Source organism: Mesorhizobium sp. CA13 (genome assembly GCF_020165235.1).
Taxonomy (GTDB): Bacteria; Pseudomonadota; Alphaproteobacteria; order Rhizobiales; family Rhizobiaceae; genus Mesorhizobium.
The window spans coordinates 116,456-140,371 of record NZ_JAIUHS010000005.1 but is presented as its reverse complement, the minus strand read 5'-3'; the positions used below and the strand labels follow the sequence as shown (position 1 = coordinate 140,371).

Genomic DNA, 23,916 nt, shown 5'->3' with positions numbered 1-23,916 from the left:
CTAGACGTTCTCGATGACGATGCCACTGATCTCGTTGGCGACGTCCTCGAAGCGGTCGACCACCTTTTCCAATTGGCCATAGATCTCCGAGCCGATCAGATAGGCCATCGCATCGCTGCGGCCGTGCCGCCTGAAGAGATCCTTCAGGCCCTGCTCATGCAGATCGTCGGCCCGGCCTTCGGCACGCATGACTTCCTCGGCGAGTTCATTCAGGCGCACGCTGTTGGCGCCGACCTTGGCCAGCAGCGGGATCGCCTCCGCGACGAGCCTGGCGGCATCGACAATAACGGCGCCCATTTCCTGCATCAGCGGATCGAATTCCCTCTTCTCGAACAGCCGCACCGTCTTGACGGTCTTGTGCATCATGTCGATGGCATCATCCATCGACTGGATCAGATCCTTGATATCGCCGCGGTCGAAAGGCGTGATGAATGAGCGCCGCACGGCAAGCAGGACTTCGGCGGTGATATGGTCGGCCTCGTCCTCGAGATCGACGATCTTCTGGCACCAACGCTCGATGTCCTTGCCCAGGAGGAGCTGCTGCAGGGCCTCCGCGCCGCCGACCACCGTGCGGGAATGCCTCTCGAACAGGTCGAAGAAGCGATCTTCGCGCGGCAACAGCTTGCGGAACCAGCCCAGCATGTTCGTCCCTCCCGGCGCACCAGTTCCATCCACATAGCGCCGCATGCGCCCATGGGGAACAGTAAGCCGGCTGAAAGATGTGGATGCAGCCAATTGCAGGCACCGCTCGCAATTGGCTGGCCGCCGGCAAAGCTGGGCTCGTCAAGCGACCGGATCGACCTATTTCCAAGGAGACGCCGGGGACGACAAGCAGCGAAGGAGAAGCGATCATGCTTGCAAACAGCAACGCAACGGCCAACCTCGCGGTGAAAGACCTGGCGAAGGCAAAGGCTTTCTATGAGGGGACGCTCGGCCTGAAACAGGTGCATGACGAGGGTGGCGAACTGATCGTGTACAAAAGCGGCGACACCACGATCAACGTCTATCGCTCTCAGTTCGCCGGAACCAACAAGGCGACGGCGGTGACGTGGACGGTTGGCGATGAGATCGACACCGTCGTCGGCGGGCTGAAATCGAAGGGCGTTGCCTTCGAGCACTACGAGATGCCCGGCCTGACCTTGGAAGGAGACATCCATGTCGGCCACGGCATGAAGGTCGCCTGGTTCAAGGATCCGGATGGCAACATCCTCAATCTCGTCGACCGATAGGTTCCTGCGATCAAGCATCGGCTTGGGCGATCCACATCGCAGTTGGCAGCAGCCCTCTGGCGCGGTGCGGCGGGGGCGGTTAGCTTCAGATATGATCGACAAGCTGGAATTTTTCATCGCGCTTGCCAAGGAAGAACATTTCGGCCGGGCTGCCGAAGTGTGCGGCGTCACCCAGCCAACCTTGTCGGCCGGCATCAAGCAACTTGAAGGTCAGCTGGGCGTGATGCTGGTCCTGCGCGGCTCGCGTTTCCAGGGCCTGACCCCGGAAGGCAAGCAGGTGCTGGTGTGGGCACGCCGCATCGTCGGCGATACCAGGACCATGCGCGAGGAGATGCGGGCGGCGCGGCACGGCTTGTCGGGACGTATCCGCATCGCCGCCATTCCCACCGCGCTCGCCATGGTGGCGCGGCTGACGACGCCATTCCGCGAAAAACACCCCGGCGTCACCTTCTCGGTACTGTCGCGGACCTCGATCGAAGTGCTGTCGCTTCTCGGCAATTTCGACATCGACGCCGGCATTACCTATCTCGACAACGAGCCGCTCGGACGAGTGACCAGCGTACCGCTCTACGATGAGCGCTATCAGCTGATCACCGCCATCGGAAACCCCTATTCCGACCGCGACAAAGTGACATGGGCCGAGATCAGCCACCTGCCGCTCTGCCTGCTTACCCCCGACATGCAGAACCGCCGCATCATCGACCAGCACCTGGCCGAAGCCGGCGTCGAGGTGCGGCCGACGCTGGAATCCAATTCGATGATCGTGCTGTTCTCGCACATCCGCACCGGCAAATGGTCCTCGATCATGCCGCTCAACCTCACGGAAACGTTCGGCTTTTCCGAGCCTATCCGAGCCATCCCGATCGTCGAGCCGGATGCCAGCCACACCGTCGGGCTGGTGGCCGCGCTGCGCGAACCGCACACACCGCTGGTTTCGGCGTTGCTGGACGAGGCGATGGCGCTTGCAGACGATTTCCGCGCCCGCCGCTAGGTTAGGGAATGCGAGTGCTGGAGCTCGATAGAAAATTTCTATCGAGCAACGGATCAGCTTTATTGATTTCAGGGGTTTCTCCTGATTTTGTAAAGACTTAGCGACAAAGCCACCGACCAGGGAGGGCGCTGCGTGACGATGCAGCCTGCAAGTACCGAGATCGCATCGCGCACGGCCGCGATCATCCAGGAGCTGAAGGATCTCGAAGGTCCGCTACTGCCGATCCTCCATGGTATCCAGGAAGAGTTCGGCCATGTGCCGCAGGCAGCACTCCCGGTCATCGCCGACGGACTGAACCTTTCCAGAGCGGAGGTGCACGGCGTCGTCACCTTCTATCACGATTTCCGCGCCCGCCCGGCAGGCCGGCATGTGCTCAAGCTCTGCCAGGCCGAAGCCTGCCAGTCGATGGGTTCCGACGCGGTGGCCGCCAGGATCAAGCAATTGCTCGGCATTGATTTCCACGAGACGACGAAAGACGGTTCGGTGACCCTGGAGCCGGTCTACTGCCTGGGGCTGTGTGCCTGCTCGCCCTCGGCGATGCTCGATGGCGAGGTGATCGGGCGGCTCGACAACGAGAAGATCGAAGAGATCGTCGCGGAGGTGCGCTCATGATCCCGCGCATCTACATTCCCGGCGATTCCGGCGCGCTGGCGCTCGGTGCCGAAAGGGTCGCCAAGGCTGTTCGTGCTGAACTCGCCGAGCGCGGCGTGGAGGCCAAGATCGTCCGCAATGGATCGCGCGGCGCCTATTTCCTGGAGCCTATGGTCGAGGTCGCCACAGCAAACGGCCGCGTCGCCTACGGGCCGGTGAAGCCGTCCGACGTCAGGAGCTTGTTCGACAGCGGCTTTCTTACCGGCGGCCATCACAAGCGCTGGTTGGGCGCGCCGGACAAGATCCCGTTCCTGGCCAAGCAGACCCGTCTGACCTTCGCGCGCTGCGGCATCAACGACCCGCTGTCGCTCGACGCCTACAAGTCGCTTGGCGGGCTGAAGGGCCTGCAGAACGCGGTGGCCATGGCGCCGGCCGAGATCGTCAGCCAGGTTACGGAGTCCGGCCTGCGCGGCCGCGGCGGCGCCGGCTTCCCGACCGGCATCAAATGGAAGACCGTGCTCGATACGACATCCGAGCGCAAATACATCGTCTGCAACGCCGACGAGGGCGACAGCGCCACCTTCGCCGACCGCATGATCATGGAGGGCGATCCCTTCGTGCTGATCGAAGGCATGGCGATCGCCGGCATCGCCACCGGCGCGACCAAGGGGTTCGTCTACATCCGCTCGGAATATCCGCATGCGGTGGCGGTCATGAACAAGGCCGTCGAGGTCGCCCGCAAGGCCGGCGTGCTCGGCCTCAACGTGCTCGGTTCGCCCAACACCTTCGACATGGAGATCCGCGTCGGCGCGGGCGCTTATGTCTGCGGCGAGGAGACCTCGCTTCTGAACAGCCTGGAAGGCAAACGCGGCGTGGTGCGCGCCAAGCCGCCGCTGCCGGCCGTTCAGGGCCTTTTCGGCAAGCCGACGGTGATCAACAACGTCATCTCGCTGGCTTCGGTGCCTGTCATCATGGACAAGGGCGCCGCCTTCTACAAGAATTTCGGCATGGGCCGCTCGCGCGGCACGATCCCGATCCAGATCGCCGGCAACGTCAAGCGCGGCGGCCTGTTCGAGGCGGCTTTCGGCATGACGCTGGGCGAAATCGTCGACGATATCGGCGGCGGCACGGCCACCGGCCGGCCGGTGAAGGCGGTGCAGGTCGGCGGCCCGCTCGGCGCCTATTTTCCGCGCGCTTTGTTCGACACGCCGTTCGATTATGAGGAATTCGCCAAGCGCGATGGACTGATCGGCCATGCCGGCATCACCGTGTTCGACGACACCGCCGACATGCTGAAGCAGGCGCGCTTCGCCATGGAGTTCTGCGCCATCGAAAGCTGCGGCAAGTGCACGCCCTGCCGCATCGGTTCGACACGCGGGGTGGAGACCATCGACAGGCTCGCCGCCGGCATCGAGGCGGAGAAGAACCTCGCCCTGGTCACCGATCTCTGCAACACGATGAAGTTCGGATCGCTCTGCGCGCTGGGCGGCTTCACGCCGTACCCGGTGATGAGCTCGATCACGCATTTCCCCGAGGATTTCAAGCCGGCGCCGGCGCGCGTGGCTGCTGAATAGGAGCTGGCAGATGAACATCAAGGCCGACTTCCCGACGCTCATCGAAGAGATCGATTACGGAACTCCGCAATCGAAGGCTGAGAAGCGGATCACGCTGACCGTCGACGGCCGCAGCATCACCGTGCCGGAAGGCACGTCGATCATGCGCGCCGCGATGGAAGGCGGGGTCGAGATCCCGAAGCTGTGCGCCACCGACATGCTGGACTCCTTCGGCTCCTGCCGCGTCTGTCTGGTCGAGATCGATGGCCGCGGCGGCACGCCGGCTTCCTGCACGACGCCGGTCGGCGAAGGCATGGTGGTGCACACGCAGTCCGAACGGCTCGACGCCATTCGCCGCGGCGTCATGGAGCTCTATGTCTCAGACCACCCGACCGGCTGGAACGAGAAGGCCGGTACCGGCGCCAGCGAGTTCGACGCGGTGGCGAAGTCGGTCGGCCTGACCGAAAACCGCTACGGTGTCGAAGGCCGCAACCACGTCAAGGAGGATGGCGTCGCGCCCGGCCACGGCTCGCTGGCCGTCGACTACATCGCGCGTGACGAATCCAACCCCTATTTCACCTATGATCCGGCGCAATGCATCGTCTGTTCGCGTTGCGTGCGGGCTTGCGAAGAGGTGCAGGGCACCTTCGCGCTGACGATCGAGGGCCGCGGCTTCGAATCGCGGATGGTCGCCGGCATGCACGAGGATTTCATCGCTTCCGAATGCGTGTCCTGCGGCGCCTGCGTGCAGGCCTGCCCGACCGATGCGCTGCGCGAGAAGACAGTGCTCGCCAAGGGCCTGCCGGAACGCTCGGCCGTGACCACCTGCGCCTATTGCGGCGTCGGCTGCTCGTTCAAGGCCGAAGTGAAGGACGACGAGGTCATCCGCATGATGCCCTACAAGGAGGGCAAGGCCAATCACGGCCATTCCTGCGTGAAGGGCCGCTTCGCTTATGGCTACGCCACGCACAAGGACCGCATCCTGTCGCCGATGATCCGCGAAAAGGTCAGCGATCCGTGGCGCGAGGTGAGCTGGGAAGAGGCGATCACCCACACGGCCAAGGAGTTCCGCCGCATCCAGTACCAGTACGGACGCACCGCGATCGGCGGCATCACCTCGTCGCGCTGCACCAACGAGGAGACCTATCTCGTCCAGAAGCTGGTGCGCCAGGGTTTTCGCAACAACAATGTCGATACCTGCGCGCGCGTCTGCCATTCGCCGACCGGCTACGGGCTTGGCCAGACCTATGGCACCTCGGCCGGGACGCAGGATTTCGATTCCGTCGAATTCACCGACGTCGCCGTCATCATCGGCGCCAATCCGGCTTCCGCACACCCGGTGTTCGCCTCGCGGCTGAAGAAGCGGCTGCGCCAGGGCGCCAAACTGATCGTGCTCGACCCGCGCCGCACCGAGATGGTCAAGTCGGCGCATATCGAAGCCGACTACCACTTGCCGCTGAAACCCGGCACCAATGTCGCCGTGCTGACGGCGCTGGCGCATGTCATCGTCACCGAAGGCCTGTTCGACGAGGCCTTCATCCGCGAGCGCTGCGACTGGACGGAATTCCAGGATTGGGCCTCCTTCGTCGCCCTGCCGGAGAACAGTCCGGAGATCGTCGGCAAGCTGTCCGGCGTCGATCCCGAACTGATCCGCGGTGCTGCGCGCCTCTATGCCAAGGGCGGCAACGGCGCGATCTATTATGGTCTCGGCGTCACCGAGCACAGCCAGGGCTCGACCACGGTGATGGCGATCGCCAACCTCGCCATGGCGACCGGCAATATCGGCCGGCCGGGCGTCGGCGTGAACCCGCTGCGCGGCCAGAACAACGTGCAGGGCTCGTGCGACATGGGTTCCTTCCCGCACGAACTGCCGGGCTATCGCCATATTTCGGGCGACGCGGTGCGCGACATCTATGAAAGCCTGTGGGGCGTGAAGCTGGACGACGAACCGGGGCTGCGCATCCCCAACATGCTGGATGCCGCCGTCGATGGGTCCTTCAAGGGCATCTACATCCAGGGCGAGGACATTCTTCAGTCCGATCCCGACACCAAGCATGTCGCGGCCGGGCTGGCCGCGATGGAATGCGTGGTCGTGCACGACCTCTTCCTCAACGAGACGGCGAACTACGCGCATGTGTTCCTGCCCGGCTCGACCTTCCTCGAGAAGGACGGCACCTTCACCAATGCCGAGCGCCGCATCAACATGGTGCGCAAGGTGCTGGAACCGAAGGCGCGCTACGCCGACTGGGAAGCGACGCAGGAGCTTGCCCGCGCCATCGGGCTCGACTGGAACTATACGCATCCGTCGCAGATCATGGACGAGATCGCCAAGACGACGCCGAGCTTCGCCGGTGTTTCCTTCGAGCTGCTCGACCGCGTCGGATCGGTGCAATGGCCCTGCAACGAGAAGGCCCCCCTCGGAACTCCGATCATGCATGTCGACGGCTTCGTGCGCGGCAAGGGCAAGTTCATCCGCACCGAATACGTGGCGACGGACGAGCGAACCGGACCGCGCTTCCCGCTGCTTTTGACCACCGGCCGGATCCTGTCGCAGTACAATGTCGGCGCGCAGACGCGGCGCACGGACAATGTCATGTGGCACTCCGAGGACCGGCTGGAGGTCCATCCGCACGACGCCGAGAACCGCGGCCTGCGCGACGGCGACTGGGTGCGGCTGACCAGCCGCTCCGGCGAGACGACGCTGCGCGCGCAGATCACCGACAGGGTGTCACCGGGCGTGGTCTATACGACCTTCCACCATCCCGACACGCAGGCCAATGTCATCACCACGGACTTCTCGGACTGGGCAACCAACTGTCCGGAATATAAGGTGACGGCGGTGCAGGTCGGTGCCTCCAACGGACCATCGGAATGGCAACGCGACTATGACGAGCACGCGCGCAACAGCCGCCGCATCGCGCCGCTGGAAGCGGCGGAGTAGAATTTGGACGAGACGTTCGACAATAAGAGCTTCAATCTTGACGGTTGATCGCCCCCCACTCCGTCGAGCTTCGCTCGACACCTCTTCCCCGATCGACGGGGGAGAGGAAAGGCGCGAGGGGTGCGTCTCGTGACCCGCAAACGCCCCGCCATCACCGAAATGTCCCGTCTCGCTCGCCGCGCCAGCGGCACGGCAGCGGCCCGCCGCATGGTGCCGGAAGAAACGCCGGTGGCGTTCTCCTTCGCGGGCACGACGCACGCGGTGATGATGGCGAGCCCGGCCGATTTGAAGGATTTCGCGCTCGGTTTCTCGCTGACCGAAGGCATCATCGCTTCACCCGACGAGATCGAGGCGATCGAGGTCGAGGATCTCGGCGCCGGCATCGACATCCAGATTCGACTGAAGGACCAGGCCAACACGCGCTTCGAGGCGCGGCGGCGCAGGCTCGCCGGACCGGTTGGCTGCGGGCTCTGCGGCATCGAATCCATCGAGGAAGCGATGCGCTCGGTCGATACGGTTGGTGCGTCTAAACTTACGCTTGATGCCGGCGACATCGTCCGTTCCGTCAAGCTTCTCGCCAAGATGCAGCCGCTGCACAGCGAGACGGGCGCGGTGCATGCCGCCGGCTTCTATATTCCCGGCAAGGGCACCGTCATTGCGCGCGAGGATGTCGGTCGTCACAACGCACTGGACAAGCTGGCCGGCGCATTGGCCAAGGCCGGCATCGACGGCGCGATCGGCGCGGTGGTGGTGACGTCGCGCGTCTCCGTCGAGATGGTGCAGAAGACGGCGGCGATCGGCTCGCCCTTCATCATCGCCGTCTCGGCGCCGACCGCGCTTGCCGTCCGCACCGCCGAAGAAGCCGGCATGACGCTGGTGGCCTTGGTTCGCGGCGACGATTTCGATATTTTCACCCATCCCGACCGGGTGGTCCGCGGAGTTGCCAAACATGTCGCATGACGAAGACCACATCATGAGCACCAGCGAGAAGCTGGTGCGGATGGCCAACCAGATCGCGGCCTTTTTCCACTCCAGGCCGCGCGAAGAAGGCGTGGCCGGCGTGGCCGAGCATATCAACAAATTCTGGGAACCGAGGATGCGGCGTCAGTTCTTCGAGATGCTGGACAGCGGCAGCGATGGCTTCGATGAACTCGTCGTGGCTGCCTCGACCAGGATCAAGCGGCCGATCACGCCCGCCGAAGCTGATCTGAAGCTCGGGCTCAAGCTCCCACCGGGCGACGTAGCCGCCTCGCAAAAATAGCCATTGGTTCGCGTCCGCTTATATTTCCTTCCGCTAAAGTTTAAGCTGCCCCAAGCGACGCAGCTCTGCTATGGTCGGCGATCCGAAATCGTCAGGCCGGGCGGAACAACTCGTGAGGCCGATCGAGACCCGATACGCCCGTAGCGGCGACGTGCGGATCGCCTATCAGGTGGTCGGCCAAGGCGCGTTCGATCTCGTTTTCGTGCCGGGCTTCATCTCCAATCTCGACCTACATTGGGAGGATGAAGGCTATAGCAGGCTGCTGAAACGGCTTTCCGCCTTTTCAAGGCTGATCCTGTTCGACAAGCGCGGCACCGGCCTGTCCGACCGGGTCGATGCCAACCATCTCCCCAGCCTCGAAACGCGCATGGACGACGTGCGTGCGGTGATGGATGCCGCCGGCAGCGGCCGCGCGGCCCTGCTCGGCGCCTCGGAAGGCGCTCCGATGGCCATGCTGTTCGCTGCTACCTATCCGGAGCGGACGCGCGCCCTGGTGCTCTATGGCGGCTATGCCCATTTCCACCGATGGGTGATGCCGCCGGAACGGCTGGACGCATTCATCGCGACGACGGAAACCGCCTGGGGCACTGGCGCCACCTTGCCGCATTTTGCGCCCGGGCGCGTGGAGGACAGTCACTTTGCCGCCTGGTGGTCGCGGTTCGAACGGTTGTCGGCAAGCCCGACGGCGGCGGCGGCACTGGCGCGCATGAACGCCGGCATAGACGTGCGCGGCATTCTGTCGGCGATCAGCGCGCCGACGCTGCTGATCCACCGCCGCAACGACGCGCGCGTCGATCCCGATGCCAGCCGCTTCCTCGCCCGGAAGATCCCGAACGCCCGGCTTGTCGAAATCCCCGGGCGCGACCACCCGGTATGGACCGGTGACGTCGACCGGGTCGCCGACCTGATCGAGGAATTCCTGACCGGCGAGCCGGCCGTGGCCGACAGCGAACGCGTGCTTGCCGCATTGCTGGTGACGCGTATCTACGACACGGCGCGCCTTGGCGACCGCATGTGGAGTGAGCGCAGCCAGCGCTTCCAGGAGACCTGGCGACTGCTGGTGGGGCGCCATGGCGGACGGCCCGCGGGCACGCATGGCGAGCTGATGATCTCGCGCTTCGACGGTCCGGCGCGCGCGATACGCTGCGCGGCCGCATTGCGCGAAGCGGCGCAGGAGATCGGCGTGGCCAGCGCGCAGGGCGTGCATGTCGGCGAGATCGAGATGCGCGGACCGCCGGTCGGCCTGACCGCACGCGTCGCCATACAACTTGCCGCCCATGCCAGCCGCGGCGACATCCTGGCGTCGCGGCTGGTTTCCGACCTGGCGACCGGCTCAGGCCTCCATTTCATCGATGGCGGACGCATCGCGCTGGACGAATTGGACGAGCCGCTGGCACTTGTCCTTGCGACGTCCGAGCAGCATCTGGAACCCGCCTGCCGATCCAAGCCCAGACCTGCCGAGCCGGCGACGCTGACGGCGCGCGAGAGCGAGGTGGTGAGCCTGATCGCCGATGGCAAAAGCAATGCCGCGATCGCCGCCGAACTCAACCTCAGCGAGCATACCGTCAAGCGTCACGTGGCCAACATATTGCTCAAGCTCGACCTGCCGTCGCGGGCGGCGGCGGCCGCGTTTTCGGCACGGAATCCTGGCCCGCACGGGCCATAAAGGCCATGGCGCTTTCGGGCGAAGCGACCGAAGGCGTCGGGGATTATCAATTCTTCCGCATGCAGGCCAGGCGATATCGCCGCAACGGCACTGCGAAGGGAGGATGAAATGCTGAAATCAAGTCGCAAGACCAGATTGCTCGTCATCGCGGCAGGCGCCGGCGCCTTGCTGGCCCTGGCTCCGGCGCGGGCCGAGGACGCCTCCGCGACGGCAGCATACAAGGACATAGAGGCCACGCTCGGCTCCGTGCCGGACATGTTCAGGACTTTGCCGGACGTAGCGGTCGCCGGTGCCTGGGCCGAGATCAAATCGATGCAGCTCAACCCCAAGACCGCACTGGACGGAAAGACCAAGGAACTCATGGGACTTGCCGTCGCCTCGCAGATTCCTTGCCAGTACTGCGTCTACTTCCATACCGAGGCCGCCAAGCTCAACGGCGCGAGCGACGAGGAGATCAAGGAAGCGGTGGCGATGGCGGCGATCGTTCGCCACTGGTCGACGATGCTCAACGGTAGCCAGGTCGATCTCTCGGCCTTCAAGAAGCAGACCGATAACGTGTTCGCGGCCGTGAAGGCCAAGTCGCAGTGACGCCCTGCCCGGCGATGACCGCCGGGCAGCACTTTGCTCATCAACCGCCCGATCGCGAAGACGGGCCCATGGAGGATGAAATGCTGACCAAGACACAGGCCGTTGACGGCGCGGCAATCAAGAAAGCCATCGAAGGGCGCGACGGACAGACGCTGTCGAGCTTCTACGCCGACGATGCGGTGTTGCGGGTCGTCGACCGCAACAATCCGCCGAGCAGGCCGCGCGAGATCCGCGGCCGAGCGGCGATCAGCACGTTCTGGGACGATATCTGCAGCCGGGCAATGACCCATAAGGTCGATACCACCATCGCCGATGGCGACAATCTCGCCTTCACCCAGGCTTGCGCCTACCCGGACGGGACCAAGGTGTTCTGTGCGGCGATGCTGGAACTCAAGGACGGGCGGATTGCACGACAGACCGTCGTGCAGGCCTGGGACGAATAGTCAATCGCGGCATCAGCCGCATCTTCGGAGGAGGAAAAAATGTTCAGCGCCAGATGGCAGATCGACGCCAGGTTCGGACACAAGCAGACCGTGCTCGAACTCATGCGGAAATGGGAACGCGAGATCGGTTCGCAGGTCGGTATCGCCGACCTGAAGTTCCAGATCATGACGGGTTCGATCGGCGCGCGGGAGGCGACGGTCGAATCTCACCACCAGGTCGAAAGCCTGGCCCAGTTGGAAGACTTCTTCGCCAGGATCGGCAAGATCGACGCGCACGCCAAATGGGGCAAGGAGATCGAGCCTTACATCGTGTCGGGCACCAGCCTCTGGCAGATTTTCCGCATCGTCGAATAGTGCATGTCGCCCAAAGGTGCCCATGGAAAGACGATCTGAAGCGCGCCGCATCGGTCCCTTTCGACGCGACGCGCTTTCCCTACCACACGGCTTTCGCCTGCCCGCTATGGCTCTCCTGGGCCATTTCCCCACTGGCCCTTTCGGGCGAAGCAGCGAGGAGCCGGATCGGTGCAATGTGCTCCCCTGCACCATCTGCGCACCCGACGGATGGACGGCACAAACAAAGCAACAAGATAAATCGTCGCGTCGAAACCATATGGCGCAGGCGCGATCAGGGAGGAAACCGATGACCGACGAAACCTATACAAAACTGCGTGAAGGCTTGCGCGGAGAGCTGATCCTACGCGGCGAAGCCGGCTATGAGGAGGCCCGCAAGGTCTACAACGGCATGATCGACAAGAGCCCGGCACTGATTGCACGCTGCGTCGATGTCGCCGACGTGATCACCGCCGTAAGGTTCGCGCGCATAAACGACCTCCTCATCGCCGTACGCAGCGGCGGCCACAACGGCGCGGGATTGGGGATTTGCGACAACGGTCTCGTCATCGACCTGTCGATGATGAAAGGCGTCCATGTCGACCCGAAAACCCGCACCGTGAGGGTCGCGCCCGGCTGCACTTCGGGCGACGTGGACCACGCCACCCATCCTTTCGCGCTCGCCGTTCCGTTCGGCATCGTTTCGACCACGGGCGTCGCCGGTCTCACCCTTGGTGGAGGAACGGGCTATCTCACGCGCAAATACGGTCTCACCATCGATAATCTGATCGAGGCCGATCTTGTGCTGGCCGATGGCAGTCTGGCGAGGGCCAGCAAAGATGAGAATCCCGACCTGTTCTGGGCGCTCCGGGGCGGCGGCGGCAATTTCGGCGTGGTAACCAGCTTCCTGTTCCAGGCTCATCCCGTGAACATGATCTTCGGCGGTCCGGTATTCTGGGAGGCCAGGCACGCACCGGCGGTCATGCGTACCTATCGCGACTACCTGCCGGAGGCGCCGGAGGATCTCGGCGCTTTCGTCGGCCTGAAGGCCGTCCCCTCGACCGATCCGTTCCCGCGCGAGCATTGGGGCAAGCGCGCCTGTGCCATCATCTCGTGCTACAACGGCACGGAGGAGGACGGCCGCAAGGCCATGGCGCCGCTGCTGGACACCTTGCCGCCGCCAATGTTCAACTGGATGGGTGTAATGCCGTTCCCGGCGATGCAGTCGCTATTCGACCCGCTCCTTCCGAAAGGCCTGCAATGGTACTGGAAGGGCGATTTCGTCAAGTCGCTTCCCGACGAAGCGATCGCGACCCATATCGCACAAGCCGCCGAGGCGCCCAGCGAATTGTCGCTCATGCATCTATATCCGATCGACGGCGCCGTCCGCCGCGTCGGCAAGGACGAGACCGCCTGGAACGCGCGTGACGCAAGTTGGTCGATGGTCATCGCCGCCATCGATCCCGATCCGGGCAAAGCCGCCGACCTGACAGCGTGGGCCCGGAACTACTGGGCGAGCGTCCATCCCCATAATGGCGAGGGCGGCTACGTGAACTTCATGATGGACGATGAAGGGGACGCGCGCTTGCAGGCGAGCTATGGCGGGAATTACGAACGGCTGAGCCAGGTTAAGCGAACCTACGACCCGTCCAATGTCTTCCGGGTCAACCAGAACATCAAGCCCGCGACATCGGCGATGCAGGGCCGGACGGCCGCGTAGTGCGGGGGTTTCGCCGCTGATGCCGTTCGGCGGCCGTGCCTGTCAGATGCAGCGCAATCGCGAAGTGGAATGGCGCGGACGACCCTCTCGAGCGGGGTCGCCGGCGCCGGCCACAGCCATATAATATCCGCCTTTGCCGGAAGGAGACAGATTACCCGTGCGCCACCATCACATGGCGCACGGCGGTATAATCCTCCAGCGCGTAGAGCGACATGTCCTTGCCGTAACCCGACTGCTTCAGCCCGCCATGCGGCATCTCGTTGGTCAGCATGAAGTGGGTGTTGATCCAGGTGCAGCCATATTGCAGGCGAGCGGCGGTCGCCATGGCGCGCGAGACGTCCCTGGTCCACACCGACGACGCCAGGCCATAATCGCTGTCGTTGGCCCAGTTCACCGCCTCGTCGACTTCCGAGAAGCGGGTGACCGAGACGACCGGGCCGAAGACTTCGCGGCGCACGATCTCGTCCTCCTGCAAGGCGCCCGCGACGACGGTCGGCTGATAGTAGAAGCCGGTGCCCTCGCCCGGCTTGCCGCCAGTGGTGATCTCGATGTGCTTCAATTCCGAGGCGCGCTCGACGAAGCTTGAGACACGATCGCGCTGGCGGCGCGAGATCAGCGGGCCGATCTCGTTCTCGGCATCGTCCGGCAGATTGTACTTGATGGTCGACACAGCCAAAGAGAGATCGGCGACGAGCTTGTCGTATACCTTCTTGCCGGCATAGATGCGGCAGGCGGCGGTGCAGTCCTGGCCGGCATTGTAGTAGCCGAAGGCGCGCAGGCCGTTGACCACGGCGCCGAGGTCGGCATCGTCGAAGACGATGACCGGGGCCTTGCCGCCGAGTTCCAGATGCGTGCGCTTGACCGACTTGGCGGCCGCCTGCAGCACCTTCTTGCCGGTGGCGACGTCACCGGTGATCGAGATCATGTTGACCTTGGGATGGTTGATCAGCGTGTTGCCCACGCTGTCGCCGCGTCCGAGCACGACATTGACGACGCCCTCGGGCAGGATTTCGGCCAGGATCTTCGCCAGTTTCAGCGCCGTCAGCGGTGTCTGTTCCGACGGTTTGAAGACGACCGTGTTGCCGCCGCCGATCGCCGGCGCCAGCTTCCAGGCCATCATCATCAAGGGGTAGTTCCACGGCGCGATGGAAGCGACGATGCCGATCGGATCGCGCCTGACCATCGAGGTGTGGCCGGGCAGGTACTCGCCGGCGACCTGGCCGGGCATGGAGCGGACGGCCCCGGCGAAGAAGCGGTAGCAGTCGACGATCGCCGGGATTTCGTCATTGAGCACGGCATTGATCGGCTTGCCGCAGTTCAGCGCCTCGAGCGCCGCGAATTCCCTGGCTTCCGCCTCTATCCGGTCGGCGATCTTAAGGAGGTAGCCCGAGCGCTGCGCGGGCGTGGTTCGAGACCACGCCGCGAACGCCTTCCCGGCAGCCGTCACGGCCGTCTCGATCTGCGCCGGGCTCGCCTCGGGAAGATTGAGAATGATCGCCCCGGTCTTCGGATTGAGGATCGGCTCTTCGGTCTCGGTGCCTTTCTCGAACTTCGAGCCGATCAGCATCTGGGTGTCCATTGGTTTCTCCTTGAAGAGGAGCGAGTAGCGAATAGGGTTAGGCTAACGATTTCCCTATTCGCTACTCGCTATTCCCTGTTCGCTGTTTTCATTTCCCGCTGCCGGCGATCTGGTCGCCGTCGCGGGTCAGGTAGTAGGCGGCGAGGATCGGCAGCAGCGTCACCAGCACCACCACCATGGCCACGACATTGGTGACCGGGCGCTGGCGCGGGCGGATCAGTTCCTCAAGCATCCAGATCGGCAGCGTCTGCTGCTGGCCGGCGGTGAAGGTGGTGACGATGACCTCGTCGAACGACAGGGCGAAGGCCAGCATGCCGCCGGCAAGCAGCGCGGTGGCGATGTTCGGCAACACGACATGCCGGAAGGTCTGGAAACCGTCGGCGCCGAGATCCATCGAGGCCTCGATCATCGAGCCCGAGGTGCGGCGGAAGCGGGCGACGGCATTGTTGTAGACCACGACCACGCAGAAGGTGGCGTGGCCGAGCACGATCGTCCAGAACGAGAACGGAATGTCGGCCAGCGCGAAGGCGGAACGCAGCGCGATGCCCGTGATGATGCCGGGCAGCGCGATCGGCAGGATGACCAGCAGCGAGATGGTTTCACGGCCGAAGAACTTCGTCCGTGACACCGCGGCGGCGCAAAGCGTGCCGAGCACCAGCGCGATCGCGGTCGAGATGGCGGCGACCCTGACCGAAAGCGACAATGCCTGCCAGACATCCGGCCGGTTCCAGGTGACGGCGAACCATTGCGTGGTGAGCCCCGGCGGCGGCCAGACGAAGCTCTTCTCTTCCGTCGTGAAGGCATAGACGAAGATCAGCAGGATCGGCAGATGCAGGAACAGCAACCCGCAGGCGGCGGCGATTTTGAGGCCAAGCGGAGCCGATTGGGCACGGTCAGAGCGCATCGAAGGCCCCCATGCGCTTGGCGCCCCAGAGGTAGAAGCCCATGATGACGATCGGCACCACTGTGAAGGCGGCGGCGAGCGGGATGTTGCCGGCCGTGCCTTGCTGCGAATAGACGGCCTGGCCGATGAACAGGCGCGACGTGCCGATGATCTGCGGGATGATGTAGTCGCCCAATGTCAGCGAAAAGGTGAAGATCGAACCGGCAACGATGCCGGGCAACGCCAGCGGGAACAACACATTGCGAAAAGTCTGGCCGGGCGAGGCGCCAAGATCGGAAGAGGCCTCGACCAGATTGCCGGGCACGCGCTCGAGGGCTGCCTGCACCGGCAGGATCATGAAGGGCAGCCAGACATAGAGGAAAACGATGAAGGTGCCGGTGAACGACACCGACAGCGAGTTGCCGCCGACGATGGGCAGCGACAGCCAGGCATCGAGCAACCACAGCAGGTTCAGCTTGGCGAGCAGCCAAGTGAGGATACCTTCCTTGGCCAGGATCAATTTCCAGGCATAGATCTTGACCAGGTAGCTCGACCACAGCGGCAGCATGACGCCGAGATAGAACAGCGCCTTCCAGCGGCCGCGCGCATAGCGCGCCGCGTAATAGGCAATGGGGAAAGCGACGACAGACGCGGCCAGCGTCACCAGGGCCGCCATCGTCACCGTGCGCAGGATGATGTCGAGATTGGCGGCCTGCAACAGGTCGCCATAGGTCTTCAACGTAAACTGGCGGTTGATGAGGCCGGAGAACTCGTCGATCGAAAAGAAGCTCTGCGCCAGAAGCGCAAACAACGAGCCGATATAGACGATGCCGAGCCACAGGACCGGCGGCAAAAGCATGAGCAGAAGGAGCAGTTGCGGCCTGCGCCAGAACAGGTCCGACAGCGCACCACGCAGGCCGCCGCCGCCGGGCAGGATGGCTGGGGCCGGATTGGGGTTGAGCGCGGCAATGGTCATGACGCGCCTGACGTTCTCACCGGATCAAGGCCAGCAAGGCCGCGCTCTACGGCGCCCCCCTCTGGCCTGCCGGACATCTTCCCCACAAGGGGGGAGATCGGCAGCTTGGCCCGCGGCGCCCGTTCTGCGACGTTGGTGATTGGCGAAAGCCGAGGTGAAATCCAATCTCCCCCCTCGTGGGGGAGATGGCCGGCAGGCCAGAGGGGGGCGCCGTAGAGCACCTCGGTTAGCCTATTAGCCATCACACCGGCTCGTCCATCAAATGCAGGCTCTCCCGGTTGAAGGTGAGCACCACCACCTCGCCTTCCCTAGGCAAGGCCGTGCCAGCCGGCACGACGGCGTGCAATTTCAGACCGTCGGCGTCGAGCGCCAGCCTGGTGGTGGCGCCGAGATAGTTGGTCGCGACGAGGCGCGCGGCCACGCCGTCGCCTTTCGCGGCGCGGCCAACGCGGATGGATTCGGGTCGCAGGCTGCCCCAGCGGCGCTGGCCGCAATAGCGCTGGACGAAATCGGGCGGCAGCACGTTGGAGGAGCCGACGAAATCGGCGACGAAGCGGGTGCTCGGCCGCTGGTAGATATCTTCCGGCGTGCCGATCTGCATGATCCTGCCGTCGTTGAAGACGGCGACGCGATCGGCCATCGACAGCGCCTCGCCCTGATCATGGGTGACGAAGACGAAAGTTATGCCGAGCGCCTTTTGCAGCGACTTCAGCTCTTCCTGCATGTTCTCGCGCAATTTCAGGTCGAGCGCGCCGAGCGGCTCGTCGAGCAGCAGCACCTTGGGTTGATTGACAAGTGCGCGGGCCAGCGCGACGCGCTGGCGCTGACCGCCGGAAAGCTGGCCAGGGCGGCGGGCGCCGTAGCCGGGCAGCCTGACCAGCGACAGCGCCTCTTCCGCAGCCTTGTGCCGGCCGGCCTTGCCGACGCCCTTGACCATCAATCCGTAGGCGACGTTGTCGAGCACGTCGAGATGCGGGAACAGCGCATAGTCCTGGAAGACAGTGTTGACGTTGCGGCGATAGGGCGGAACGCCCACGGCGCGCTCGCCGAAGATCGAGACCGAACCCGCCGTCGGCTGCTCGAAGCCGGCAATGAGACGCAGGCAGGTCGTTTTGCCGGAACCGGACGGCCCGAGCATGGCGAAAAACTCGCCCGGCGCGATTTCGAGGTCGACCGCGTCGACGGCGCGCACGCTGCCGAAATGACGCGAGACTTTCTGAAAGGAAACGGCTGAGGTCATCGGGTGTCCTGATCTGCCGGGCTCATCAATTTTCAAGCGGCGGCGCCGCCCCTCATCCGTCTGCCCACACCTTCTCCCCGTATAGCGACGGGAGAAGGGAAGCGCTCCAACGCTGCCGGCCCCCCTCTCCCCGTTGTTCACGGGGAGAGGGCTGGGGTCAGGGGCAGCGCCGACTTCGGCTGAGTAAAGCTAGGTCACCGCCCGCCGATGACGCCGATATAGTCCGACACCCAGCGGTAATAGGGCACGCACTGGTCGTTCTGGGTGGCGCATTTGGTCACCGGCGTCTTCCAGAACTTGATCTTGTCGAAATTGTCGTAGCCGTTGGTCTTGCAGCCTTCGTCGGTCAGCAATTCGTTGCCCTTGCAGGCGGCGGGGACGACCGGCAGCGAGCCGAACCAGGCCGAGACGTCGCCCTGCACCTTGGGCGAGAGCGAGTGTTCGAGCCACATATAGGCGCAGTTCGGATGTGCCGCGTCGGCCTCCATCATCGTGGTGTCGGCCCAGCCGGTGACGCCTTCCTCCGGCACGGTCGAGGCGACGGGCTTCTTGGCCGCGACCAGCGTGTTGACCTGGTATGGCCACGAGCCGGAAGCAACCACGCCTTCGTTCTGGAAATCGTCGACCTGGATGGCGGCATCGTGCCAGTAGCGGCCGACCAGCGTGCGCTGGACACGCAGCAACTCAAGCGCGGCCTTGTACTGGTCCTCGTTCAATTCGTAAGGATCCTTGATGCCGAGCTCCGGCTTGTGGAACATCAGGTAGTTGGCGGCATCGGCAATGTGGATCGGGCCGTCATAGGCCTGGACGCGGCCCTTGTTGGACTTGCCGTCCGGCAGCTTCATCTCCTCGAAGACGACGTTCCAGCTCTTGGGCGCTTCCTTGAAGACATCGGTATTGTACATCAGGACGTTCGGCCCCCACTGGTAGGGGACGCCATAATGCACCTTGTCGACGGTGAACCAGGGCGCGTCCTTGATGCGGTCGTCGACCGTCTTCCAACTCGGGATGAGATCGGTGTTGATCGGCTGCACGCGCTTGCCGGCGACGAGGCGCAGCGACGCATCACCCGAAGCGGTGACGAGGTCGAAGCCGCCCTCGTTCATCAGCGAGACCATCTCGTCCGACGTGTTGGCGGTCTTGACGTTGACCTTGCAGCCGCTTTCCTTCTCGAAGGCGGTGACCCAGTCATAGCCCTTGTCGGTCTCGCCACGCTCGATATAGCCCGGCCAGGCGACGATATTGACCTCGCCTTCACCCTTGCCGAGTTCCGTGACCTGGGCGATGGCTTGGCCGGAGAAGGTCAGCGCGACGGTCAATGCAGTGCATGACTTCAGGAATGAATTCATCGTCGATCTCCCATTGATAGGTCCGCGCTTCGGCGGCGGCTTTGTTCCCTGTAGCGAAGGTGCTGTGAAAATCCCGGTTTCGCAAATTCATTTATCAGAAGGGGGATATCGGTTTTTCCGATAGATCAGCGGCCGTTCTTGTCGGGGCGCTGGCGAACCATGCGCTGCGACTGCGCGAGGCCGATGAAATCGCGCGCAGCCTGCGGCAGGCCGGAGCCGCGGCGCCAGACCATCCCGACCTGGACGACGGGCAAGGCGCCGGAGACGTCGCGCGACTCGATACGGTCGCCTTCCAGCGACCACGGCCGGTAGACGAGGTCGGGCAGCAGGGCCACGCCCGCGCCGGTGGCGACCAGGCTGCGCACCGCTTCGACCGAGCGGGTGCGGAAGGCGACATGCGGCTTGGCGCCGATTGCCGTCAGCAGCTTGCCGGTATTCTCCTCGATCTCGTCGACGGTCAGCATGATCAGAGGCTCCGATGCGATGTCGCCGATGCCGATGATGTCGGCGCCGGCGAGCGGATGCCCGAGCGGCAGCCACAGGCGGTAGGCCGAGACTTCGAGGATTTCGGATTGCAGCGCGGTTCGGTCGCGCAGATTGGACGTGACCATCACGGCGATGTCCAGCTTGCCGCCGATCAGCAGATGCTCGAGATAGTCGCCATTGTCCTCGATGGCGGAGACCTCCACGCCGGGATAGGCACGGCGGTAGCGGGCAAGCAGGTCCGACAGCACATAGCCGGCGACCAGCGAGGTGACGCCGAGCTGCAGCCTGCCGCCCGCTGTCGCCTGCTCACCGAGGAAGGCGCGGCGCGCATCGGACACATCGGCCAGGATCTTGGTGGCATGACGCAGGAACTGGTGACCCTTATGGGTGATGTTGAGGCCGCGCGGATGGCGGTCGAACAATTCGACGCCGAGATCGCCTTCGAGCTCCTTGATCGCTTCGGTGACCGAGGATTGCGAAATGGAGAGGTTCTGCGCAGCACCCGACACCGTGCCCTGCTCGGCAACGGCGATGAAGAACTGTAACTGGCGGATGGTGAAAGCCATGGCCGGGACTAAACACGGCGGAGACGACACTGGGAAGTGGAAACGGATCGGCAACTTGACGACTTCCAGAATCGTAACTAAACGAGTTACATGAAACGCAACAGCCGGCTGTCCTCCACCTTGCACATTCTGGTCCACATGGCCGAGAAGCCCGAGCGGGCGCTGACTTCGGAGCAGCTTGCCACCTTCATCCACACCAATCCGGTCGTGGTGCGCCGCACCATCGCCGGGTTGCGGGATGCCGGCATCGTCACCTCTTCACGCGGGCATGGCGGCGGTTGGCTGCTCGGGCGCCGGCCCGACAAGATCTCGCTGGCCGAAATCAGCGCCGCGCTTGGCGAGACGCTGCTGCCGTTCGGCACCGAGCCGGAAAGCCCCGGCTGCCTTGTCGAGCAGGCCGTGATCGCCGTCCTGGACGATTTTCGCATCGCGGCGGAGAAGCTGCTGGCGGAGAAGCTCAGCCGCATCACGCTGGCCGACCTGAGCGCCGACTTCCGCCGCCGTTACGACCTCATCGGAGTATCCAGCCATGCAGTATGATCTTGCCGTCGTCGGCGGCAGCTTTGCCGGCCTGTCCGCCGCCATCCAGGCGGCCCGGGCCCGGCGCAACGTCCTGGTGATCGACGCCGGCCAGCCCCGAAATCGGTTCGCCGCGCATTCGCACGGTTTCCTCGGCCAGGACGGGCGCACGCCCGGCGCCATCCTGGAAGAGGCAAGACGGCAATTGCTGGCCTATCCGACAGCCCGGCTTGTCAAGGGACGTGCGGACAAGGCAGTCGCCAATAGCAGCAGCGACTTCGAAATCAGCACAGAGGGCGGCGAGACCTTTGGCGCCGCGCGGGTGGTTCTGGCCACCGGCGTGCGCGACATCCTGCCGGAGGTTCCCGGGCTTGCCGAGCAGTGGGGCAAGACCGTGCTGCACTGCCCCTATTGCCACGGCTACGAAGTTTCCGGCAGACCGCTTGGCGTGCTCGCGACCGGGCCCATGTCCCTGCATCAGGCGCAGTTGATCGCCGACTGGGGCGACGTCACGCTGTTCGGCAACGGCCTGGTCGAGCCCGATGCCGAACAGATGTCTGCCCTGGAAGGCAAGAATGTGAAGTTCGAACCCGCTACGGTCGCCGGACTGCGGGAGGATGGCGCGGGCGGCTTGACGGTGATCCTCGACGGCGGCCGAAAGGCCGGGGTCCGCGCGATATTCACCGCGCCGCGCAATAGCATGGCGAGCCCGCTGGCCGAACAGCTCGGTTGCGGCTTCACGGACGGTCCCCTCGGCCCGGTGATATCAGTCGATGACAGGCAGCAGACGACGGTCCCCGGCGTCTACGCCGCCGGGGACGCGTCACGCGCGATGCACAACATCGCCTTCGCCGTGTCGGGCGGCGCCTTCGCCGGCATATGCGCCCACCAGTCGCTGGTATTCGGTTAGGTCAGGCTGCGTCGCCCGCGATGCTGAGCCGCGCGCCGGCCTGCGCCAGGCCAGCAGCGATGTCGCGCGGCGGCGGCCGGTCGGTGGCGAGTTCGGAAAAGCCATCGAAGCCGCAGACCTGGACCAGGCCCTGGCGCCCGAACTTGGAATGATCGGTGACGACGAGCGAACGCTGGCCGCGCGACAGCACCATGCGGGCGAACTCGGCCTCGTCGAGATCGTAATCCATGACACCCGTCACCGCATCGACAGCGCCCGTCGAGATCACCGCGTGGCTGACCGAGAAGCGGCTGACGAAGTCGATGGCCGAGGCGCCAAAGGCGGCGCCGGAATCGCTGCGCAGCTCGCCGCCGGCCATGTAGACCTTGTTGCCGTTGACGGTGGCCAGCGTGCGGGCGATGTCGGATGAGTTGGTGACGACCGTCAGCCGCCGATGGCCGAGCAGTTCACGCGCCAGGAACGAGGTGGTCGTTCCCGTGTCGAGCATGATCGATTCGCCGTCGCGGATGGTGGCGGCGACCATGCGGGCGATGAGGCGCTTGGCCTCGGCGTTCTCGCGCATGCGCCGTTCGAACGGCGCTTCGCCGATCGTCGACGGCAGGCCCACGGCGCCATGCATCTTCAGGAGCGAGCCGTCGCTGGTAAGGGGCTTGACGTCGCGGCGCACGGTTTCCAGCGAAACGCCCAGCCGGTCGGCCAGGCTGGCGATGGTGACGGTGCCTTCCTCCTGCAGAAACCGCAGGATTTCGCCGTGTCGCTTGGAATGGCTCATCGGGTCACTTCCGGTCGCGCCATGATGCAGTGACCGCTTCTATAGCAAATCTGCCGCATATTACACGGAATCTCAAAAGAATACGGGCAGGAAAACAGAAAAAGCCACAGAATCTCGTTGACAAGATGGCTTACCCGGCGTGACACTGATGCCGTGTCAGGCTCGCACTGCCACGGAAGAGCGATAGCGGAGCCTGATCCGAATTTGTGTGCCCCAAGGTCTGGAAACTGCCTGACGCGAGGGCGACTGGAAGAATTTTCTCATCCGCGGGGGCGGATGCCGGCCTCGAAGAGCCCGGCACGTGGGGCTCGTCGGTGCGGCGCGGGATACCGATCCCGAATGCCGCGCCGGCGAGGTCTTTGCCAGAACGAGCGACCGGACAAACGGCGGGGCGCCCCGGCGCCGCCGCTCCGTCGGCGCCTTGCCGGACGAAGGGCGAATTCATGACGGCCGAGGACCGCATCCGCGCCCTGCCTTGCTGGACAGGCAGCGTCGAGATCGAGCCGCTGCCCGGCGGACTGAGCAATGCCAACTATCTGGTCAAGGACGCGGCCGGGAGGCATGTCGTGCGCTTTGGCAGGGACTATCCCTTCCACCACGTCTTTCGCGAGCGTGAGGTGATGACCGCACGCGCCGCGCATGCCGCCGGTTTCGCGCCTGCGGTCCGCCATGCCGAACCTGGCATTCTGGTGACGGAGTATCTCGGCGCCAAGACCTGTCTGGCTGAGGACGTGCGCGCCAATCTCGGCCGTGTCGCCGTCCTTATGCGCGGCTTCCACCGCGAGATGCCCAACCACGTCTCCGGTGCCGGCTTCATGTTCTGGGTGTTCCACGTCATCCGCGACTATGCGCGCACGCTGGAGGACGCCGGCAGCCGCAAGGCGAGCGACCTGCCGCGCCTGCTGGTGCTGGCCGACGAACTCGAACGCGCCCAGAAACTGCTGCCTATCGTGTTCGGCCACAATGATCTTTTGCCGGCGAATATTCTCGACGACGGTAGCAGGCTATGGCTGATCGACTTCGAATATGCCGGCTTCAACACCGCGATGTTCGACCTTGCCGGCGTCGCCTCGAACGCCGGCATGAGCGACGAGGAATCCTTCGCCTTCCTGACTGCCTATTTCATGAAGGAGCCGGATGAGGCGATCCGCCGCTCGCATGCGGCCATGCAATGCGCCTCCCTGCTGCGCGAGGCGATGTGGAGCATGGTTTCGGAACTCTACCTCGACGTGCCCGGCATCGACTACGTCGCCTACACGGAAGAAAACCTGACCCGGCTCGACGCCGCGCTGGAAAACTACCGGACGAAATACGGGACCTGAA

General features: G+C 64.4%; 23 protein-coding genes. 15 read left to right on the top strand and 8 right to left on the bottom strand.

Annotated elements, in window-relative coordinates; translation table 11 throughout:
• Entirely contained in the window at window positions 1–642 is a 642-nt protein-coding gene (locus LB566_RS14255; RefSeq protein ID WP_224624861.1) for a DUF47 domain-containing protein, read from the bottom strand.
• Between the two features lie 209 nt (window positions 643–851).
• On the opposite strand from LB566_RS14255, the gene LB566_RS14250 reads away from it, so the two are divergent.
• The 12 genes from LB566_RS14250 to LB566_RS14195 all read left to right on the top strand — a co-directional run bounded on the left by LB566_RS14250 (window position 852) and on the right by LB566_RS14195 (window position 13,313).
• On the top strand, window positions 852–1,229 hold the full coding sequence (locus tag LB566_RS14250; protein WP_224624860.1) for a VOC family protein: 378 nt from the start codon (window positions 852–854) through the stop codon (window positions 1,227–1,229).
• 91 nt (window positions 1,230–1,320) lie between these two features.
• Window positions 1,321–2,220: a LysR family transcriptional regulator gene (locus tag LB566_RS14245; protein WP_224624859.1), complete on the top strand. Its 900-nt coding sequence runs from the start codon at window positions 1,321–1,323 to the stop codon at window positions 2,218–2,220.
• A 132-nt stretch (window positions 2,221–2,352) separates the two neighbouring features.
• Window positions 2,353–2,832 carry a formate dehydrogenase subunit gamma gene (locus LB566_RS14240; protein WP_224624858.1) on the top strand — a complete coding sequence of 160 codons (480 nt, stop codon included), beginning with the start codon at window positions 2,353–2,355 and terminating at the stop codon, window positions 2,830–2,832.
• Complete coding sequence (locus LB566_RS14235; RefSeq protein WP_224624857.1) at window positions 2,829–4,385, top strand: formate dehydrogenase beta subunit; 1,557 nt, start codon at window positions 2,829–2,831, stop codon at window positions 4,383–4,385. The genes LB566_RS14240 and LB566_RS14235 overlap by 4 nt, the downstream gene beginning before the upstream one ends.
• A gap of 10 nt (window positions 4,386–4,395) precedes the next feature.
• On the top strand, window positions 4,396–7,305 hold the full coding sequence (fdhF, locus tag LB566_RS14230) for a formate dehydrogenase subunit alpha (RefSeq protein WP_224624856.1): 2,910 nt from the start codon (window positions 4,396–4,398) through the stop codon (window positions 7,303–7,305).
• A 159-nt stretch (window positions 7,306–7,464) separates the two neighbouring features.
• On the top strand, window positions 7,465–8,265 hold the full coding sequence (fdhD, locus tag LB566_RS14225) for a formate dehydrogenase accessory sulfurtransferase FdhD (RefSeq protein WP_263498177.1): 801 nt from the start codon (window positions 7,465–7,467) through the stop codon (window positions 8,263–8,265).
• Entirely contained in the window at window positions 8,255–8,566 is a 312-nt protein-coding gene (locus LB566_RS14220) for a formate dehydrogenase subunit delta (protein WP_224624854.1), read from the top strand. The genes fdhD and LB566_RS14220 overlap by 11 nt, the downstream gene beginning before the upstream one ends.
• Before the next feature lie 112 nt (window positions 8,567–8,678).
• Window positions 8,679–10,232: an alpha/beta fold hydrolase gene (locus LB566_RS14215; RefSeq protein WP_224624853.1), complete on the top strand. Its 1,554-nt coding sequence runs from the start codon at window positions 8,679–8,681 to the stop codon at window positions 10,230–10,232.
• A 108-nt stretch (window positions 10,233–10,340) separates the two neighbouring features.
• On the top strand, window positions 10,341–10,820 hold the full coding sequence (locus LB566_RS14210) for a carboxymuconolactone decarboxylase family protein (protein ID WP_224624852.1): 480 nt from the start codon (window positions 10,341–10,343) through the stop codon (window positions 10,818–10,820).
• 80 nt (window positions 10,821–10,900) lie between these two features.
• On the top strand, window positions 10,901–11,263 hold the full coding sequence (locus tag LB566_RS14205) for a nuclear transport factor 2 family protein (RefSeq protein ID WP_140550490.1): 363 nt from the start codon (window positions 10,901–10,903) through the stop codon (window positions 11,261–11,263).
• Between the two features lie 39 nt (window positions 11,264–11,302).
• On the top strand, window positions 11,303–11,617 hold the full coding sequence (locus LB566_RS14200; RefSeq protein ID WP_140550205.1) for a hypothetical protein: 315 nt from the start codon (window positions 11,303–11,305) through the stop codon (window positions 11,615–11,617).
• 286 nt (window positions 11,618–11,903) lie between these two features.
• Complete coding sequence (locus LB566_RS14195) at window positions 11,904–13,313, top strand: FAD-binding oxidoreductase (RefSeq protein WP_224624851.1); 1,410 nt, start codon at window positions 11,904–11,906, stop codon at window positions 13,311–13,313.
• Window positions 13,314–13,464: 151 nt separating this feature from the next.
• Here the strand turns inward: LB566_RS14195 and LB566_RS14190 are convergent, their stop codons facing one another.
• The 6 genes from LB566_RS14190 to LB566_RS14165 form a co-directional block, all read right to left on the bottom strand.
• Window positions 13,465–14,892, bottom strand: coding sequence for a gamma-aminobutyraldehyde dehydrogenase (locus tag LB566_RS14190; RefSeq protein ID WP_224624850.1), 1,428 nt, complete (start codon window positions 14,890–14,892; stop codon window positions 13,465–13,467).
• Window positions 14,893–14,980: 88 nt separating this feature from the next.
• Window positions 14,981–15,796 carry an ABC transporter permease gene (locus LB566_RS14185; protein ID WP_224624849.1) on the bottom strand — a complete coding sequence of 272 codons (816 nt, stop codon included), beginning with the start codon at window positions 15,794–15,796 and terminating at the stop codon, window positions 14,981–14,983.
• On the bottom strand, window positions 15,786–16,751 hold the full coding sequence (locus LB566_RS14180; protein ID WP_224624848.1) for an ABC transporter permease: 966 nt from the start codon (window positions 16,749–16,751) through the stop codon (window positions 15,786–15,788). The genes LB566_RS14185 and LB566_RS14180 overlap by 11 nt, the downstream gene beginning before the upstream one ends.
• A gap of 241 nt (window positions 16,752–16,992) precedes the next feature.
• Window positions 16,993–17,991, bottom strand: coding sequence for an ABC transporter ATP-binding protein (locus LB566_RS14175; RefSeq protein ID WP_224624847.1), 999 nt, complete (start codon window positions 17,989–17,991; stop codon window positions 16,993–16,995).
• Between the two features lie 194 nt (window positions 17,992–18,185).
• The gene (locus LB566_RS14170) at window positions 18,186–19,340 is read right to left on the bottom strand and encodes an ABC transporter substrate-binding protein (protein ID WP_224624846.1); all 1,155 of its coding nucleotides are present in this window, start codon (window positions 19,338–19,340) and stop codon (window positions 18,186–18,188) included.
• A gap of 125 nt (window positions 19,341–19,465) precedes the next feature.
• On the bottom strand, window positions 19,466–20,392 hold the full coding sequence (locus tag LB566_RS14165; protein WP_027023699.1) for a LysR substrate-binding domain-containing protein: 927 nt from the start codon (window positions 20,390–20,392) through the stop codon (window positions 19,466–19,468).
• A 90-nt stretch (window positions 20,393–20,482) separates the two neighbouring features.
• On the opposite strand from LB566_RS14165, the gene LB566_RS14160 reads away from it, so the two are divergent.
• On the top strand, window positions 20,483–20,932 hold the full coding sequence (locus LB566_RS14160; RefSeq protein WP_140550213.1) for an RrF2 family transcriptional regulator: 450 nt from the start codon (window positions 20,483–20,485) through the stop codon (window positions 20,930–20,932).
• Window positions 20,922–21,821 (top strand): NAD(P)/FAD-dependent oxidoreductase, encoded by a 900-nt coding sequence (locus LB566_RS14155; RefSeq protein WP_224624845.1) that lies wholly within the window; start codon window positions 20,922–20,924, stop codon window positions 21,819–21,821. Before LB566_RS14160 ends, LB566_RS14155 begins: the two co-directional genes overlap by 11 nt.
• Before the next feature lies 1 nt (window position 21,822).
• Here LB566_RS14155 and LB566_RS14150 read toward each other — a convergent pair whose 3' ends face one another.
• Complete coding sequence (locus tag LB566_RS14150; protein ID WP_140550215.1) at window positions 21,823–22,593, bottom strand: DeoR/GlpR family DNA-binding transcription regulator; 771 nt, start codon at window positions 22,591–22,593, stop codon at window positions 21,823–21,825.
• A 443-nt stretch (window positions 22,594–23,036) separates the two neighbouring features.
• Here LB566_RS14150 and LB566_RS14145 point away from each other — a divergent pair, with 443 nt between their 5' ends.
• On the top strand, window positions 23,037–23,915 hold the full coding sequence (locus tag LB566_RS14145; RefSeq protein ID WP_140550216.1) for a phosphotransferase family protein: 879 nt from the start codon (window positions 23,037–23,039) through the stop codon (window positions 23,913–23,915).
• Window position 23,916: the final 1 nt, after the last annotated feature.

What these genes read in the sequence shown, in the direction of transcription:
- LB566_RS14255 (WP_224624861.1), bottom strand. Translation starts at nt 642, where the DNA reads ATGCTGGGCTGGTTCCGCAAGCTGTTGCCGCGCGAAGATCGCTTCTTC.
- LB566_RS14250 (WP_224624860.1), top strand. Translation starts at nt 852, where the DNA reads ATGCTTGCAAACAGCAACGCAACGGCCAACCTCGCGGTGAAAGACCTG.
- LB566_RS14245 (WP_224624859.1), top strand. Translation starts at nt 1,321, where the DNA reads ATGATCGACAAGCTGGAATTTTTCATCGCGCTTGCCAAGGAAGAACAT.
- LB566_RS14235 (WP_224624857.1), top strand. Translation starts at nt 2,829, where the DNA reads ATGATCCCGCGCATCTACATTCCCGGCGATTCCGGCGCGCTGGCGCTC.
- fdhF (WP_224624856.1), top strand. Translation starts at nt 4,396, where the DNA reads ATGAACATCAAGGCCGACTTCCCGACGCTCATCGAAGAGATCGATTAC.
- fdhD (WP_263498177.1), top strand. Translation starts at nt 7,465, where the DNA reads ATGTCCCGTCTCGCTCGCCGCGCCAGCGGCACGGCAGCGGCCCGCCGC.
- LB566_RS14220 (WP_224624854.1), top strand. Translation starts at nt 8,255, where the DNA reads ATGTCGCATGACGAAGACCACATCATGAGCACCAGCGAGAAGCTGGTG.
- LB566_RS14210 (WP_224624852.1), top strand. Translation starts at nt 10,341, where the DNA reads ATGCTGAAATCAAGTCGCAAGACCAGATTGCTCGTCATCGCGGCAGGC.
- LB566_RS14205 (WP_140550490.1), top strand. Translation starts at nt 10,901, where the DNA reads ATGCTGACCAAGACACAGGCCGTTGACGGCGCGGCAATCAAGAAAGCC.
- LB566_RS14200 (WP_140550205.1), top strand. Translation starts at nt 11,303, where the DNA reads ATGTTCAGCGCCAGATGGCAGATCGACGCCAGGTTCGGACACAAGCAG.
- LB566_RS14195 (WP_224624851.1), top strand. Translation starts at nt 11,904, where the DNA reads ATGACCGACGAAACCTATACAAAACTGCGTGAAGGCTTGCGCGGAGAG.
- LB566_RS14190 (WP_224624850.1), bottom strand. Translation starts at nt 14,892, where the DNA reads ATGGACACCCAGATGCTGATCGGCTCGAAGTTCGAGAAAGGCACCGAG.
- LB566_RS14185 (WP_224624849.1), bottom strand. Translation starts at nt 15,796, where the DNA reads ATGCGCTCTGACCGTGCCCAATCGGCTCCGCTTGGCCTCAAAATCGCC.
- LB566_RS14180 (WP_224624848.1), bottom strand. Translation starts at nt 16,751, where the DNA reads ATGACCATTGCCGCGCTCAACCCCAATCCGGCCCCAGCCATCCTGCCC.
- LB566_RS14175 (WP_224624847.1), bottom strand. Translation starts at nt 17,991, where the DNA reads ATGACCTCAGCCGTTTCCTTTCAGAAAGTCTCGCGTCATTTCGGCAGC.
- LB566_RS14170 (WP_224624846.1), bottom strand. Translation starts at nt 19,340, where the DNA reads ATGAATTCATTCCTGAAGTCATGCACTGCATTGACCGTCGCGCTGACC.
- LB566_RS14165 (WP_027023699.1), bottom strand. Translation starts at nt 20,392, where the DNA reads ATGGCTTTCACCATCCGCCAGTTACAGTTCTTCATCGCCGTTGCCGAG.
- LB566_RS14160 (WP_140550213.1), top strand. Translation starts at nt 20,483, where the DNA reads ATGAAACGCAACAGCCGGCTGTCCTCCACCTTGCACATTCTGGTCCAC.
- LB566_RS14155 (WP_224624845.1), top strand. Translation starts at nt 20,922, where the DNA reads ATGCAGTATGATCTTGCCGTCGTCGGCGGCAGCTTTGCCGGCCTGTCC.
- LB566_RS14150 (WP_140550215.1), bottom strand. Translation starts at nt 22,593, where the DNA reads ATGAGCCATTCCAAGCGACACGGCGAAATCCTGCGGTTTCTGCAGGAG.
- LB566_RS14145 (WP_140550216.1), top strand. Translation starts at nt 23,037, where the DNA reads ATGACGGCCGAGGACCGCATCCGCGCCCTGCCTTGCTGGACAGGCAGC.